12 protein-coding genes are annotated in these 13,648 nt (G+C 71.5%); 6 read left to right on the forward strand and 6 right to left on the reverse strand.

The features are described 5' to 3' along the window. The first annotated feature begins 47 nt into the window (after positions 1 to 47). The 3 genes from cynR to ACFC96_RS43415 all read left to right on the forward strand — a co-directional run bounded on the left by cynR (position 48) and on the right by ACFC96_RS43415 (position 3,900). Positions 48 to 956, forward strand: coding sequence for a transcriptional regulator CynR (gene cynR, locus ACFC96_RS43405; RefSeq protein WP_376253801.1), 909 nt, complete (start codon positions 48 to 50; stop codon positions 954 to 956). A gap of 348 nt (positions 957 to 1,304) precedes the next feature. Beyond that, on the forward strand, positions 1,305 to 2,219 hold the full coding sequence (locus ACFC96_RS43410) for a diiron oxygenase (RefSeq protein WP_376618048.1): 915 nt from the start codon (positions 1,305 to 1,307) through the stop codon (positions 2,217 to 2,219). Between the two features lie 19 nt (positions 2,220 to 2,238). Beyond that, positions 2,239 to 3,900, forward strand: coding sequence for an FAD-dependent oxidoreductase (locus ACFC96_RS43415; protein ID WP_376618050.1), 1,662 nt, complete (start codon positions 2,239 to 2,241; stop codon positions 3,898 to 3,900). A 71-nt stretch (positions 3,901 to 3,971) separates the two neighbouring features. On the opposite strand, the gene ACFC96_RS43420 is transcribed toward ACFC96_RS43415, so the two are convergent. Beyond that, positions 3,972 to 4,220 (reverse strand): hypothetical protein, encoded by a 249-nt coding sequence (locus ACFC96_RS43420; RefSeq protein WP_376618052.1) that lies wholly within the window; start codon positions 4,218 to 4,220, stop codon positions 3,972 to 3,974. A gap of 70 nt (positions 4,221 to 4,290) precedes the next feature. On the opposite strand from ACFC96_RS43420, the gene ACFC96_RS43425 reads away from it, so the two are divergent. After that, positions 4,291 to 4,953 (forward strand): TetR/AcrR family transcriptional regulator, encoded by a 663-nt coding sequence (locus ACFC96_RS43425; protein WP_376253660.1) that lies wholly within the window; start codon positions 4,291 to 4,293, stop codon positions 4,951 to 4,953. 687 nt (positions 4,954 to 5,640) lie between these two features. On the opposite strand, the gene ACFC96_RS43430 is transcribed toward ACFC96_RS43425, so the two are convergent. The 3 genes from ACFC96_RS43430 to ACFC96_RS43440 form a co-directional block, all read right to left on the reverse strand. Then, a complete protein-coding gene (locus ACFC96_RS43430) occupies positions 5,641 to 6,036 on the reverse strand; it encodes a hypothetical protein (protein WP_376253663.1) in 396 nt (131 codons plus the stop codon). 111 nt (positions 6,037 to 6,147) lie between these two features. Then, the gene (locus tag ACFC96_RS43435) at positions 6,148 to 7,695 is read right to left on the reverse strand and encodes an FAD-dependent oxidoreductase (RefSeq protein WP_376618099.1); all 1,548 of its coding nucleotides are present in this window, start codon (positions 7,693 to 7,695) and stop codon (positions 6,148 to 6,150) included. Positions 7,696 to 8,014: 319 nt separating this feature from the next. Then, positions 8,015 to 8,857 carry a SigB/SigF/SigG family RNA polymerase sigma factor gene (locus ACFC96_RS43440; RefSeq protein WP_376253665.1) on the reverse strand — a complete coding sequence of 281 codons (843 nt, stop codon included), beginning with the start codon at positions 8,855 to 8,857 and terminating at the stop codon, positions 8,015 to 8,017. A gap of 303 nt (positions 8,858 to 9,160) precedes the next feature. On the opposite strand from ACFC96_RS43440, the gene ACFC96_RS43445 reads away from it, so the two are divergent. Next, a complete protein-coding gene (locus tag ACFC96_RS43445) occupies positions 9,161 to 10,018 on the forward strand; it encodes a VOC family protein (protein WP_376618054.1) in 858 nt (285 codons plus the stop codon). A 115-nt stretch (positions 10,019 to 10,133) separates the two neighbouring features. On the opposite strand, the gene ACFC96_RS43450 is transcribed toward ACFC96_RS43445, so the two are convergent. After that, complete coding sequence (locus ACFC96_RS43450) at positions 10,134 to 10,622, reverse strand: MaoC family dehydratase (RefSeq protein WP_376618056.1); 489 nt, start codon at positions 10,620 to 10,622, stop codon at positions 10,134 to 10,136. Between the two features lie 27 nt (positions 10,623 to 10,649). Further along, on the reverse strand, positions 10,650 to 11,987 hold the full coding sequence (locus ACFC96_RS43455; protein WP_376618101.1) for an MFS transporter: 1,338 nt from the start codon (positions 11,985 to 11,987) through the stop codon (positions 10,650 to 10,652). Between the two features lie 413 nt (positions 11,988 to 12,400). Here ACFC96_RS43455 and ACFC96_RS43460 point away from each other — a divergent pair, with 413 nt between their 5' ends. After that, on the forward strand, positions 12,401 to 13,624 hold the full coding sequence (locus ACFC96_RS43460; protein ID WP_376253670.1) for a PP2C family protein-serine/threonine phosphatase: 1,224 nt from the start codon (positions 12,401 to 12,403) through the stop codon (positions 13,622 to 13,624). Positions 13,625 to 13,648: the final 24 nt, after the last annotated feature.

Here is a 13,648-nt window from a genome sequence, read left to right on the forward strand (position 1 = left end):
CCATGACTTCTATCGATGACATCTATGGTTCGGCCTATAGTCAGGTCATGGGCCCCGAACTTCGTCATCTCCGCTATCTGATCGCCGTGGCCGAGCACGGCAACTTCACCCGTGCGGCCGAGGAGCTGCGCATCTCGCAGCCGACGCTGTCGCAGCAGATCAAACAGCTGGAGCGCGTCGTCGGGGCCCAGCTGCTGGACCGCAGCGGCCGCACGGTGCGCCCCACCGACGCAGGTGAGGCCTACGTGCACTACGCCAAGCGCGTGCTGAGGGACCTGGCGGCCGCCGACCGCGCCGTGCTCGATGTCGCGGACCTCTCGCGGGGGCATCTCCGGCTCGCCGTGACGCCCACGTTCACCGTCTACCTCATCGGCCCGCTCATCGACACGCTCCGCAGCCGCCACCCCGGAATCACGGTGGACGTACGGGAGATGACGCAGGACCACATCGAGGCGAGCCTGCACGCCGACGAACTCGACCTCGGGATCGCCTTCGAGGGGGCGCATCAGGCGGGTATCTCCGCCACGGCGCTGTTCACCGAACACCTGAGCCTCGTCGTGAGCGCGGGCTGTGATGAGGTCCGCGGGGACCGGCCGCTTCCCGTACGTGAACTCGGTGACCGCCAACTCGCCCTGCTCAGCGGTGATTTCGCCACCCGGGGGCACATCGACGACTATCTCGCGGCACATCGCGTCGATCCGTCGGTCGCCGTCGAGGCCAACAGCATCCTGGCGCTCACCGAGATCGTGCGTCGCTCGTCGCTGCTGGCCACCGTGCTCCCCGACGCCATCGCCGACGATCACCCACACCTGCGGCCCGTCCCTCTCGACCCGCCGCTGCCCACCCGCACCGCCGTGCTCCTGCGCAGGGAGAGCGCCTACGAGAGCGCGGCCGCGCGCGCGTTCGCCCACCTCGCGCACGGCCTGGTCAAGGACCGCGGCTACCGGCAGGCCTGACCGCGCCGAGGTCTCGACGACGCCGTGCGAGGGCTGTCGCCCGCTACTTACCGAGGGGTAGGCCAACGCGGTCCCCTTGTTATACGGTCCGTCTAACAAGCGGGCGGGTGGCCTCTGCAGAGCCCCCGTCCACCTGTGCTGACCTGGTGCCTTCGCGCAGTCCGCGGAGCCGGCAGGCGGCGCCCCGCCGAAGGGCCACGGCGGGGCGACGGTCCGTGGCCCCGTGCGTGTGCCCGCGCGGCGGCCTCCGTGATCAGTCCCGTGTACCGGCGGGCGTGCTCACGGACGGCGACTGACACGGCAGCGCAACGACAGGGAACGCACACGCCTGACCCAAGGAGCCGCAGCATGGCAAGCAGCACTGTTCGGCCGGAATCGCACGAACTCCCCGACGAGCGCGGCGTCTCGCGGCGACTGCTGGAGTCGGCCGCCGTGCTGGCGTACGACCCGGCGACCGAGGTGGACTGGGACACGCCGCTGGACAGGGACTTCCACGGCGCGAGCCCGGAGTGGAGCACGCTCTACGGCACCGCGTACTGGGCGGAACTGACCGAGGAGCAGCGCAAGGAGCTGACCCGGCAGGAAGCCGCGTCGGTGGCCAGTACCGGCATCTGGTTCGAGATGATCCTTCAGCAGATGGTGCTGCGGGACATGTACGCCAAGGATCCGACGAAGGCCGACTTCCAGTGGGCGCTCACCGAGGTGGCCGAGGAGTGCCGCCACTCGATCATGTTCGCCCGCGGCGCCGAGAAACTGGGGGCGCCCGCCTATCGGCCGCACCGGCTCGTCATCGAACTCGGCCGCGTCTTCAAGACACTCGCCTTCGGCGAGGCGGCGTACGCCGCGATCCTGGTGGCCGAGGAAGTCCTCGACGTCATGCAGCGCGACTGGATGCGCGACGAGCGGGTCGTGCCGTTCGTCCGCACGATCAACAACATCCATGTCGTCGAGGAGTCGCGGCACATGAAGTTCGCCCGCGAACAGACGCGCAAGCGTCTCGCCGGTGCGGGCCGCATCCGCCGGCACATCAACGCCTTCGTGGTGGCGACCGCGTCCTACTTCATCGTGACGAGCATGGTCCGCGGGCAGGTCTACGAGAGCGCCGGCCTCGACGTGCGGCGCGCCGTGGCCGAGGCCGGGGCCAACGAGCACCACAAGTCCATGATGCGCGCGAGCTGTTCCGGCCTCATGGAGTTCCTGGCCTCCGCACGGCTGCTCACCAAGCCGGCGCTGGCGTTCTACAAGCGTGCCAACCTCATCTGAGCCGACGTGAGTTGACGACATGACGTACGCCATCACCCAGACCTGCTGCAGCGACGCGACGTGTGTCGCCGTGTGCCCGGTCAATTGCATCCACCCCACCCCCGAGGAGCGGGCGTTCGGCAGCACCGAGATGCTGCACATCGACCCGGTGTCCTGCATCGACTGCGGCGCGTGCGCCGACGCCTGCCCGGTCGACGCGATCTTCCCGGTGGACAGGCTGTCCCCGGCGCAGAAGGAGTACGCCGCGATCAACGCCGCGTACTTCGAGAACAGGGACCGCCCTACGGATCCGGGTGCGGAAGCGGTCGAGGACGGCCCCAACTTCCATGCCTGGGGCAGCCCTTCGTTCCCGCGTGTCCTGCCGTCCGACCTCGCGCCGCTCAGGATCGCCGTCGTCGGCACCGGACCGGCCGGGATGTACGCGGTGCAGGACCTGCTGCTGCACACCAACGCGGAGGTGACCCTCATCGACCGGCTGCCGGTGGCCGGCGGCCTCGTGCGGTACGGCGTGGCGCCGGATCACCCCGCCACCAAGAAGGTCGGCGAGACGTTCGCCAGGTTCCACACGCATCACCGGGTCCGCATGCACCTGGGCCTCGAAGTGGGCGAGGACGTCACCCCGCAGGAGCTCGCCGAGCACCACGACGCGGTCGTGTACGCCGTCGGGGCAGCCGCCGACCGCCGCCTGTCCGTCCCCGGCGAGGACCTCACCGGAAGCATCTCGGCCCGCACCTTCGTCGCCTGGTACAACGCCCATCCGGACGTGGCACACGACGCGATCGACCTCCGTGCCGAACGCGTCGTGGTCGTCGGCAACGGCAACGTCGCCCTCGACGTCGCCCGGATCCTGCTCGCCGACCCGGACACCCTGGCCCGCACCGACATCGCCGACCACGCCCTGAAGGCGCTGCTCGCGAGCTCGGTGCGCGAGGTGGTCCTGCTCGGCCGCCGCGGCCCCGAGGACGCCGCGTACACCACGCCGGAACTGCTCGCGCTCAAGCATGTGCCGGGCCTGCAACTGCTCGTGGACGACCACGATCCCCGTGTCGGCGAGGCCGTCGACGCGGCCGGTGCGGGCGACAAGGCCGCCGTCCTGAAGGGTGTTCCCCGCGGCGCCTTCGACGCGGACGTGGCACCGCCGCCCGGGCGGCGCATCGTCCTGCGCTTCCACAGCTCGCCCGTCGAGCTGCTCGGGTCGGAACAGGTCGAAGCCGTGCGCACCGATGGTGCGTCGGGGGAGCGGGTGATCGCGGCGGGCATGGTGCTGCGGGCGATCGGCTACCGCGGAGGACCGCTTTCCGGCCTCCCCTTCGACGAGGTCACCGGCACCGTTCCGCACGAGGGCGGGCGTGTCACCGGTATGCCCGGAACGTATGTGGTGGGCTGGATCAAGCGCGGCCCGAGCGGTGGCATCGGCGCCAACCGCACCTGCGCGGCCGAGACGGTGGCCACGCTGCTGGCCGACGCCGCCTCCGGCGCGCTGCCGACGCCACCGCACGCGCCCAAGGGCTTCCACCGGCTGGCCAGACGCCGCAACCGGCGCGTCCTCGACGCGAAGGGCCTGATGGCGATCGAACGGGCCGAGGCCGCGCGGGGGCGCGAGACCGGCCGGCCACGGGTCAAGCTGGCCACGGTCGACGAACTGGTGGCGAGCGCGCGGCGTAGGCGCGTGCTCCGATGAGGTGAACAGGTGGGCCCGGCACGGGAGTTGGGGGTGTCGGGCCCCGGTGCCACCCGGAGGGGGATGCCGGGTTACCCGCGCGGGACCTCGGCTGGCCGGTACACGCGCATCATGGCGACGTACACGGCGGCGGAGACCAGGATCCCGACCGGCAGGGAGAGGTCCGCGCCGCCCGCCGCCCATACGGCGAACAGCTCGCGGGCGCGGCCGTGCCGTTCGGCGTCGGGGATGAAGTCGATGCCGTGTGCCTCCACGCGCCCGGCCTGGGCGACAGGGGGTGGGGCGGCTTGTGCCGAGGGGTCTGGGATCGTGGGAGCCATGCAGTCCTCCGAACAGGCGAGCACGGGAGCCGACTTGTCTATTGGCCATGAATCCAATAGTGAGCAGGGGGTGCCGTCAAGCACCCGGCCGAAACGGGTGCGGAAGAATCCGGAGGCCCGCCGCGCCGAGATCGTGGCCGCGGCGGCGTCGATCGCCCTGGCCGAGGGCCTCGAATGCATCACGATGCGCCGGGTCGCCGACGAGCTCGCGGTGCGCCCCGGCCTGATCAGTCACTACTTCCCGGTCGCGGAGGACCTCGTCGCCGAGGCCTTCGGCGTGGCGGCGACGGCCGAACTGGACGCACTGATTCCCGCCGATCGGCCCGAGGGCGAGACGCTGGAGGACCTGGCCCGCTTCTTCCGCCTCACCACGGGGGACCGCTTCGACGGGATGAGCCGCTTGTGGCTCAACGCCAGGCATCTGAGCCGCTACCGCGACAGGCTGCGCGACCGGGTGGGTCACCAGGAGGCCCAGTGGCGCGAACGCCTGACCCAGCTCATCCGCGACGGCGTGGCGGCCGGGGCCCTGCGCACCGAGGACCCCGAGGTGGCCGCCATCCAGATCCTCGTGGTCCTGGACGGCCTCGGGGCCCACGCCAACACGGAGCTGACCGACCGCCCCCCGGCGGTGACGGCCATGGCCATCAGCACCGCGGAACGCGAACTGGACGTGCCTGCCGGGACGCTCGCCGAACTGATCGCGGCCCGGCACGATCCGGACGAAAGGCCCTAGGACCTGTCGTCACATTCCCGTCTGCCCGGCGGCGTCTGGTACGCACTCCCCCCTGGCTCTCGGCTTTGCTCGAGCAGGGGGACCCCCATGCGGCGTTGCCGGAAAGCCCTGGTAGCTCCGCTACAAGGGCTCTCCGGCGCCTTGCGATCGCACGCACCGGACGCCGCCGGGCCCGCCCTCGGGCGGACGACGGGAATGTGACGACAGGCCCTAGCTGAACCCAGGTGCCCCCGTGGCAGGACCTGACCGCGCACCCTGCAGATCGGTCGTGGCGAGAAGCCGTGCAGCGGGTGCGCCACTGGCGTCTGCGGCTAGGCGGAGGCCCGTCCGGGCCATCGCCGGTGCGCTGTCCGGCACCGCCTCGTCCGCGGCCTCGCCGCGGACCTCCTCGGCGAACGGGCGGCTGTACGGCATGTTTTGAGCGCCCGGCACGCCGATCGCGGGGCGGTGGGCATCACGTGCGTGACGCCAGCCCATGTCCGTACAGCCGGGCACCGCAGCCGCTGGTGGACGGACGCCTCGTGGCCCGTCCCGCCTTGGCGCTGCTCCAGTCCCCGGCTTCCTCACCGGCTGCGTGTGGTCACAGCCCGGCGGTCCGCGCGAGGCCGGGTCGAGCGCGCGTGCGGCCCGGGGGCCGCCGTCGCCACCGCGGTGTGAGTCCGGGCCGGTGACCGGGGGTGCGGATGGTCACGGGTTGTTGAGGTGGAGCTGGACCTCGACCTCCTGGTCACCGGCGACCTTGCCGACCCTTTCGACGGTGAAGGCCGCGTCCAGCGTCCGGCAGAGGCGTTCCACCGCCACCGGACAGCCCTGGAGATCGGCCGTGACCGTTCCGGCCAGCACGACGCCGGAGACGTCGGCGGGGGAGTGCTCCACGAGGAAGTGCCCCGTCCACGCGGCGGGCCGCGGGCCCTCGTTGCCGTGAGGGACGGCCTCGCCGCGGTCGGAGTCGAAGTGGTCGCCCAGGAAGTGGAAGACCGCGTCGGCGTCCGGCGCGGAGCAGTCGCCGAGCATGACCTCCACCAGGTCCCGCGACGAGGAGGCCTCCGCGGGGAAGGCTGTCGAAGCTGATGTGCCGTTCACGTCGTTCTCCGTGTCTGTAGGTCTGTAGGTAGGTCTCCGGCCCTGAAGCTCCGGGGCTCCAGGTCTCTGTGGGGCCGGTCTCTGCGGGAAGCGGTGCGGGCATCGCCACGGTCATGGCCCACTCGCCGTGGCGCCTCCTCCCCCGTCATCCGGCGCAGACGGCGTACCCGGCAGATCCACCGGTGCCAGTGGCCGCATGGCCGGTCCCTGGAGGACCGACCCGTCCGTGGCGAAGCGCGAACCGTGACAGGGGCACTCCCACGTCGTCTCCGCCGCGTTGAACGCCACGATGCAGCCCAGATGCGTACAGCGCGCCGAGACGGCGCGGACCGTACCGTCCTCGGCGCGGTGCACGGCGCACCGGTGCCCGTCCACACGCACCACCGCGCCCGATCCCGGCGGGATCTCGGTGACGGAGTCGACGTGAGCGGTGTGCAGCCGGTCGCGGACGAAGTGCCGTGCGACATCGGCCTGTTGGCGCAGCAGAGCGGGAGCCTCCCGCATCGCGTGCCACAGGCGTCGGGGGTCGTACAGCTCGGCCCAGGGCACGTCGTCGCCGGTGATCAGCCCGCTCAGCAGCTGTCCGGCCAGGACGCCGCTGCTCATGCCCCACCCGCCGAAGCCCGTCGCCACATACGCGTGCCGGGCGCCGGGATGCAGGGGTCCGATCATCGGGATCCCGTCGCCGGAGTCGTTGTCCTGGGCCGCCCAGTGGTACGCGGTGTCCTCGACGGCGAAGTGCTCGCGCATCCACGAGTCGAGCCGGGCGAAGGACGCCGCCGCGTCGCCCGTACCCGGTGTGAAGCTCTCCCCGGTCACGATGAGCAGCCGCTGCCCGTCGGCGCCGTACGGAGCGGTGCGCACCGAACGCCTGCCCTCGTCCTCGGTGATGAACATGCCGAGCGGGCCCGGGTCGGAGGCGAGCGGGGCGGCCACGACGAGTTCCCGGCGCGGCTGGAGACGGGCGAACAGGAACGCGCGGTCGAAGATCGGGTAGTGGGTGGTGACGACGACGGCCTCCGCGGTCACCGTGTGCTGCGCCTCCGTGGTCACCGTGCACGGGATGCCGCCGAGCATCTCGGTCACGCGGGACCGCTCGAAGATCACGCAGCCCTGGGCGACCAGATCCTCGGCAAGGGCCAGCAGATACCTGCGGGGGTGGAACTGTGCCTGGTCGTCCACCCGTACCGCCCCCGCGACGGCGAAGGGCAGGCCAGTGTCCTCGGTGTACCGCGCCGGGAGCCCGGCCTCGCGGGCGGCCTCCGCCTCGGCGCGCAGTATGTCCGTGCCTTCCTGGCGGACCGAGTAGGTGAAGGCCGGGGCGCGCTCCAGGTCGCAGTCGATCGCCACGCCGGCGCAGATCTCGGCCACCCGCTCCACCGCTCCCTGCTGCGACGCCGCGTACAGCCGGGCGGCCTCCTCGCCGTGCGTGCGGCGCAGGCGGTCGTACACGAGGGTGTGCAGCGCGGACACCTTGGCCGTCGTGTAGCCGGTGACTCCCGCGGCGATGCGGTCGGCCTCGAGTACGGCGACGGTCCGGCCGGCGCGCGTCAGTTCCCAGGCCGTGCTGAGCCCGGCGATTCCGCCGCCGATCACCGCGACGTCGACCTCGACGTCCTCGGTGAGCGGTGGGTAGGCGGTCGTACCGCTGGTGTGCATCCAGTACGACTCGCCCCGTCCGGGCAGGTGCGGTCTCGGCGCCACGGTGAAGACCTCCTTCCCCCGCGACCCCCTCAAACATGGTGACGGTGATGCCGGTGGGGCGCTCGTCGAGTGTGGGGGAGGCGGGTGGGCGGACGCGAGGACTTCGCGGAGGGGAAACGCTGTGTCCTCGCGTCCCGCGGCCGTCGCCCAAGACATCCCGGCGGCGGCCGCTCCCCGCCGGCTGCCGCACCCGCTCCACAGGGAGCGGGGGCAGGGGGCGGAGTGCAACCCCTGATCCCAGTGTCCTCCCCCCGGCCGGACAAAGCGCCAGGTGTCAGGCGGCCGGCAGGCTGTCGGCCGGGCCGAAGTCCCGTCCCGCCTCGGCGCGTACCCGTGCACAGCTGAGATGGATGAGACGCGAGACGTGCATCTGCGAGATGCCGAACTTCTCGGCGATGCGGGCCTGCGTCATGCCCTCGAAGAAACGCAGGTAGAGGATGGCGCGCTCGCGCTCGGGAAGGTGGCGCAGACCCGTCTTGGCGGCTTCGCGGTCGGTGATGAGGTCGTACGCGGTGTCGGGTGCGCCGAGCGCGTCCGCGAGGCTCTGTCCGTCGTGACCGGACGGGGAGAGCTCCGCGTCGAGGGACAGCGCGCTGTAGCTCTCGATCGCCTTGAGCCCGTCCCGGACCTCCGCCTCGGTCAGCCCCGTGTGCGCGGCGATGGCGCCGATGCCGGGCTCGGGGCTGCCGGGGCGCTCGGTGAGGTCGCGGCGTGCCGCACGGACCTTGTTGCGCAGGTCCTGCACGCGGCGGGGCACGTGCACGTCCCACATCCGGTCGCGGAAGTGCCGGCGCAGTTCGCCGGTGATGGTGGGCACGGCATAGCACTGGAAGGGGCCGCGCTCGGGTTCGTAGTGGTTGATGGCCTTGACCAGTCCCATGGCCGCGACCTGCTCCAGGTCCTCCGTGCTCTCGCCCTTGTTGCGATATCGGCGGGCGATGCGATGCGCCATGGGCAGCCACGCCTCGACGAGTTCCTCGCACAGGAGATCCCGCTCGGGTCCCTCGGCGAGACCGGCCATGCGCGCGAAGGCCGCCGTCGTGTCAGGGGTGTCGTCGTGAACGTGGCGCGAGGTCCGACGGTTGTGGGTGGCGACCGCAGTGATGTCAGTGAGCATCGGGATTCGCTCCTCAACGGTGTGCCGGCGCGGGCCGCGGGAACGGGCGCCGGCATCCATCAGGAGCGGAACACCGCTCGCAGGTAAGTGCCTCCGGTCCGAAGCATCGACTTGCGACTGCACTACGATTCTCCGACCGCGCGTGCCCGGATGCGAGTCGGCGGGCGCGGCGTCACTGCAGGTCATCGGAGTTCTGCGGACGGTGTTTCCGTCAGGACGTGGCGTGTCGGACGCGGTGATGCGGGTACCCGGCCGCTGCCAGGGCACCGACCGAGCCCCCGGGGCGAAAGGGGGCGGCCTCCAATGAGCAGCAAGCTGATCTCCAGGACCGGATCGGACGACGCCACGTCGCATCATGCGGTCCTCGGCTCTCCCTGCTGGGTGAGCCTCGCGGCGCGTGACCTGTCGGCTGCGCAGTCGTTCTACGGCGCCGTCCTGGGCTGGACGTTCCGTCCGGGCACGCTGGGTGAGCGGTTCGTGGTGGCGCTCGCGCAGGGGCGGGCCGTTGCGGGGATCGGAGCGGTCGCTCCGGCTCTGCAGGTTCCCGTCGCGTGGACGCCCTACTTCGCGGTGGCCGACGCCGACGAGACGGCCGGCCGGATACAGGAGCGCGGCGGCACGGTCGGGGTCGGTCCGATCGGCTTCCCCACGGGGCGGGCGGCCATCGTGTCCGACCGCGCCGGCGCCGTCTTCGGGATCTGGGCCGGCGCGCTCGTCCGCAACTTCGGAGCGTGGCGCCGTGACGCGCCCCTGTGGCTGCACCTCGTCACGCGCGACGCGTTCGACGCCGCGATCTTCTACGGGGAAGTGCTCGGGTGGACGAGCCCGGGCTGCTGCGACGTGCGGTACGAGGACGAGGAGGTCGTCCTCGTCTGTTCGGGACAGCCGGTGGCCGCACTCGGCGGCGGGGCGCCGGGATCGGCCCCCGACCCGCACGTGCGGCCGCACTGGCAGGTCCGCTTCACCGTCCGGGACGCCACGGCGTGTGCCCGGGCCGCCGTGGAGCACGGCGGAGCGGTCACGAGCCGGCACGCGGACCCGAGGGGCGACTCCGTGACCCTGCTCGACCCCGAGGGCGCCCGGTTCACGGTCTTCGCACCCCGACCGCACCCGGACAGCGGCGCGGAGCCGACGCGTGAGCGGCCCGCGGACCGTTCGTGACCGACGGTCCGCGTCACCCGCAGCGCCGCTCCCAGCCGTCCGAGTCCCTTCCGGTTCACCTCGGGTGTCTCGCCGACGAAGCGCAGGCGCGCCTGTCCGGTCCGGGGCCGGCCCGTCACCGCGTCCGGCGCCGCAGGAAGTTCATCGCGGACATCGTGAGCACGGTTTCGCCGCGCTGGTTGAACACCTCGATGCCGGTGCGCACGATCCCGCGGTCGGGCTTCGACCGTGAGGGGCGTGCGGAGACCACCGTCGTACGGATCGACAGGCTGTCACCGGGCCGCACGGGGCGGGTCCAGCGCAACTCGTCGACACCGGGCGAGGCGAGGCTCGCGACCTTGCTCACGTAGTGGTCGGCGTACATGCGCATCATCAGGGAGGCGGTGTGCCAGCCGCTCGCGATCAGCCCCTTGAAGGGCCCCTGATCCGCGGCATCGGGATCCGTGTGGATGTCCTGCGGATCGAACTCGCCCGCGAACCTGAGGATCTCCTCCTGGGTCACGGTGACGCTCCCGAACACATAGCTGGACCCGGGAACGTAGTCCTCGAAGTAGCGTTCGTCGATGGGGGTGTTGAAGTCCGTGCCGATCGCTGCAGTGGTCATCGAAGGCACGGTAGCCGACGCCCCGGGTCACGCGGGGGAGTGCGGGGCGGTGACGCGGCGCAGCCCCCGGTCGAACACCGTCAGGAGCAGGAAGAGCGCGCCCGCGCCGAGCATGAACCATGCGAGCTGGTGCATTCCCGGGGTGTCGGCGTGCTGCCCGAACGCGGTCGCGGAGGCGGCGGAGGCGACCATCGAGCCGAGGTAGATGAACGTGCGGAGCAGCCCGGACGAGGTGCCGATGCGCTCCGGGTCGGCCTGGTAGTACACCGAGTTCTGCAGGGCGAGGCTGTTGAGTCCCTGGGGTACGCCGAAGATCAGGGCGACGGCGAGGAGCAGCCAGACCGGGCTCGTGCCGCCGAGACGCAACAGCAGTGTGCAGGCGGCGAGTTGGAAGACGGCTCCGATGAGCAGCTTGCCGCGGATGGCCTGGTGGCGGCCCGTGAGGGTGGAGACGGCGATGCCGGTGAGGAAGATCGGCAGTTGTACGAGGCCGGCCTGGGAGGGCGAGAGCCCACGGCCCTCCTCGGCCCACTGCGTGAAGCCGTAGAGGAAGGCGTACGAGACCACGTAGGCGACCAGGGCCCGGGCGTAGGTGGTGAGCAGCGGGATGTTGCCGGCGAGCACCCTGAGGTCGATGAACGGTACGGGAGCGCGCAGTTCGCGTACCGCGAAGGCCGCGGCCGCCACGGCGGCGACGGCGAGCAGATACCACGTGCCGGCGTGCAGGTTCATCAGGAACAGCAGGAGCGAGAACAGCAGCGCGGCGAACAGCGCCATTCCGGGGAGGTCGAGTTCGGACGCGATGCTCCTGCCGCCGGTGCGGCGTGGGCGGGCCTGCACCGGCAGTCGGCGTGCGCCGAGGATCAGGGCGGCCGCCGCGAGGGGGATGTTGAGGGCGGACGTGGCGCGCCAGCCGCCCACGTCGATGAGGAGCCCGCCGAGGGAGGGCCCGATGACGGCGATCGTCTGGCCGGACACCGCGAGGGTGGTGAGGATGGCGCCGGGACTGTCGCGACCGGTCCGTTCCGCCTCGCTGCGCAACAGGGACATCGAAGCGGGGTAGCCGGCGCAGGTGCCGAAGCCGAGCAGTACGCGTGCGGCGATCAGGGATCCCAGGTTGGGGGCCAGGGCGCCGGCGAGGCCCGCGATGCCGACCAGGGACGTGCTGACCAGGAAGAGGCGGCGCGGTCCGAAGAGGTCGATGAGCCGTCCGACGACGGGCTGCCCGAGAGCGGTGGCCAGATAGAGCGCCGAGACGAGCCACGCGGTCTGCGCGGGAGGCGCGCCGAACGCCACCCCGATGGGGACGAGGGCCACGGCGATGATCGTGGAGTTGATCGGGTTGAGGACCGAACCGATGACCATCGGCGGGATCAGCCTGCGGTCGAAGTGACGTGCGGGGGCCTCGTGCGCGCCGGGGTCGGACTCTGCCGCCGGGCCGTCGGCAGTCCGGGCGGGTATGTCGGGGTTGCTCATGGGCGGGTCAGCCCCCGGCGGGTGTGCGGAGGGGTCTCGGCGTACTTGCTCATCCCCCCACCGTAGATTCGACAGTTTTGCCTGTCCAGTTTGAGCTGAGCAGTTTTACTTCCCTTTTGTGCGCTGCGCGGCGGCCCGTGCCTCTTCGGGCGGTGGTGGGACCGCGTGGGTGGCGCACCGCGCCGGAGGGAGGGGTGTGTCCGGTGCGCGCGGTATACGTGCAGGTCGAAGGGGGTGGGGTGGGCGCCGGTGGGCCGTTCGCACGGCAGGGCGCCGACGTCACACGGGTATAAAATTCCCCTGTGAGATACCGGCGATGGTCGATGGATCGCGTCGTGCAGCGGCCATCGGGCCGCGGTCTGGTGGCTGTTCCGCTCGGTCTGATCGTGGTGATCGTCCTGGTGGACATCCACTCACCGACAGATGTCCACCTCGGCCCGCTGCTCGTCATCGCCCCGGCCCTGACCGCCTCCGTCGCAGGCCCCTGGCTGACCGCCCTGGTGGGACTCCTGGCCGTGGGCGCGCAGGTGCTGATAGGGGCACTGCACGGCGGTCTGGCCACGACCAACCACATCTCGCAGATCGTCGCCATCACCTTCCTCTCCGCGCTGATCGTGCTCTTCTCCCGCGCACGGGACCGGCGCATCCGGGAGCTGAACCGGGTGCGGTCGGTGTCCGAGGCGGCGCAGCGGGTGCTGCTCAGACCTCCGCCCCGCAAGGTCGGTCCCCTGCGGGTGGCCTGGCTGTACCTGGCGGCGGAGGACGAGGCCAAGATCGGGGGTGACCTGTTCGCGGTCGCCCGCGCCGCTCACCCCAGCACCCGTGTGGTCATCGGCGACGTACGCGGGAAGGGCCTGGCCTCCATCGGTGAGGCGTCGGTCGTGCTCGGAGCGTTCCGCGAGGGAGCTCACCGCCACGCTCTGCTGCCCGACCTGATGGAGGCCATGGACGACAGCGTCGCCCGGAACCTCGAAGAGGTCGCCGACACCGAACACGACGCCGGAGAGCACTTCGTCACCGCCCTCGTGCTCGACATCCCGGACGACGGCACGCACGCGGAGATGGTCACCGCCGGCCATCCCCCGCCACTGATGGTGAGCGAACGCCGGGTCACGGCGCTGGTGCCACGTGACTCCGCGCCACCTCTGGGCATGGGTGAACTGCCGGTCCCCCCGCTTCGAAGCGACCGCTTCACCTTCACGGCCGGTGACTTCCTCGTCCTGTACACCGACGGAGTCATCGAGGCACGCTCGCCCGCCGGCGCCTTCTATCCGCTCGCCGATCGGCTCGCGTCCTTCCCGTTCCTTCCCGGCGGCGGCCCCGACTCCCTGCTGCGCCACATTCACCGTGATCTGCTCGCCCACACCGGCGGGCAGCTCAACGACGACATCGCGCTCCTCGTCATCGAACGCGTACCCACCCACCACCTGCTCCGTCCGCTTCTCGACGGCCACCCCGTGACGGACCGGGCCGACGCGCACCCCGACGGAGTGCCGCCGTCGACGCCTCACGGACAGGGTGTCTGAACGGCCCCCGGGACGCCACGATCG

The sequence above is a fragment of the Streptomyces sp. NPDC055955 genome (assembly GCF_042270245.1).
In the GTDB taxonomy this organism is placed as follows: domain Bacteria; phylum Actinomycetota; class Actinomycetes; order Streptomycetales; family Streptomycetaceae; genus Streptomyces.

What these genes read in the sequence shown, in the direction of transcription:
- ACFC96_RS43450 (WP_376618056.1), bottom strand. Translation starts at nt 10,622, where the DNA reads ATGACCACTGCAGCGATCGGCACGGACTTCAACACCCCCATCGACGAA.
- ACFC96_RS43410 (WP_376618048.1), top strand. Translation starts at nt 1,305, where the DNA reads ATGGCAAGCAGCACTGTTCGGCCGGAATCGCACGAACTCCCCGACGAG.
- ACFC96_RS43435 (WP_376618099.1), bottom strand. Translation starts at nt 7,695, where the DNA reads ATGCACACCAGCGGTACGACCGCCTACCCACCGCTCACCGAGGACGTC.
- ACFC96_RS43415 (WP_376618050.1), top strand. Translation starts at nt 2,239, where the DNA reads ATGACGTACGCCATCACCCAGACCTGCTGCAGCGACGCGACGTGTGTC.
- ACFC96_RS43445 (WP_376618054.1), top strand. Translation starts at nt 9,161, where the DNA reads ATGAGCAGCAAGCTGATCTCCAGGACCGGATCGGACGACGCCACGTCG.
- ACFC96_RS43455 (WP_376618101.1), bottom strand. Translation starts at nt 11,987, where the DNA reads ATGGTCATCGGTTCGGTCCTCAACCCGATCAACTCCACGATCATCGCC.
- ACFC96_RS43420 (WP_376618052.1), bottom strand. Translation starts at nt 4,220, where the DNA reads ATGGCTCCCACGATCCCAGACCCCTCGGCACAAGCCGCCCCACCCCCT.
- ACFC96_RS43440 (WP_376253665.1), bottom strand. Translation starts at nt 8,857, where the DNA reads ATGCTCACTGACATCACTGCGGTCGCCACCCACAACCGTCGGACCTCG.
- cynR (WP_376253801.1), top strand. Translation starts at nt 48, where the DNA reads ATGGGCCCCGAACTTCGTCATCTCCGCTATCTGATCGCCGTGGCCGAG.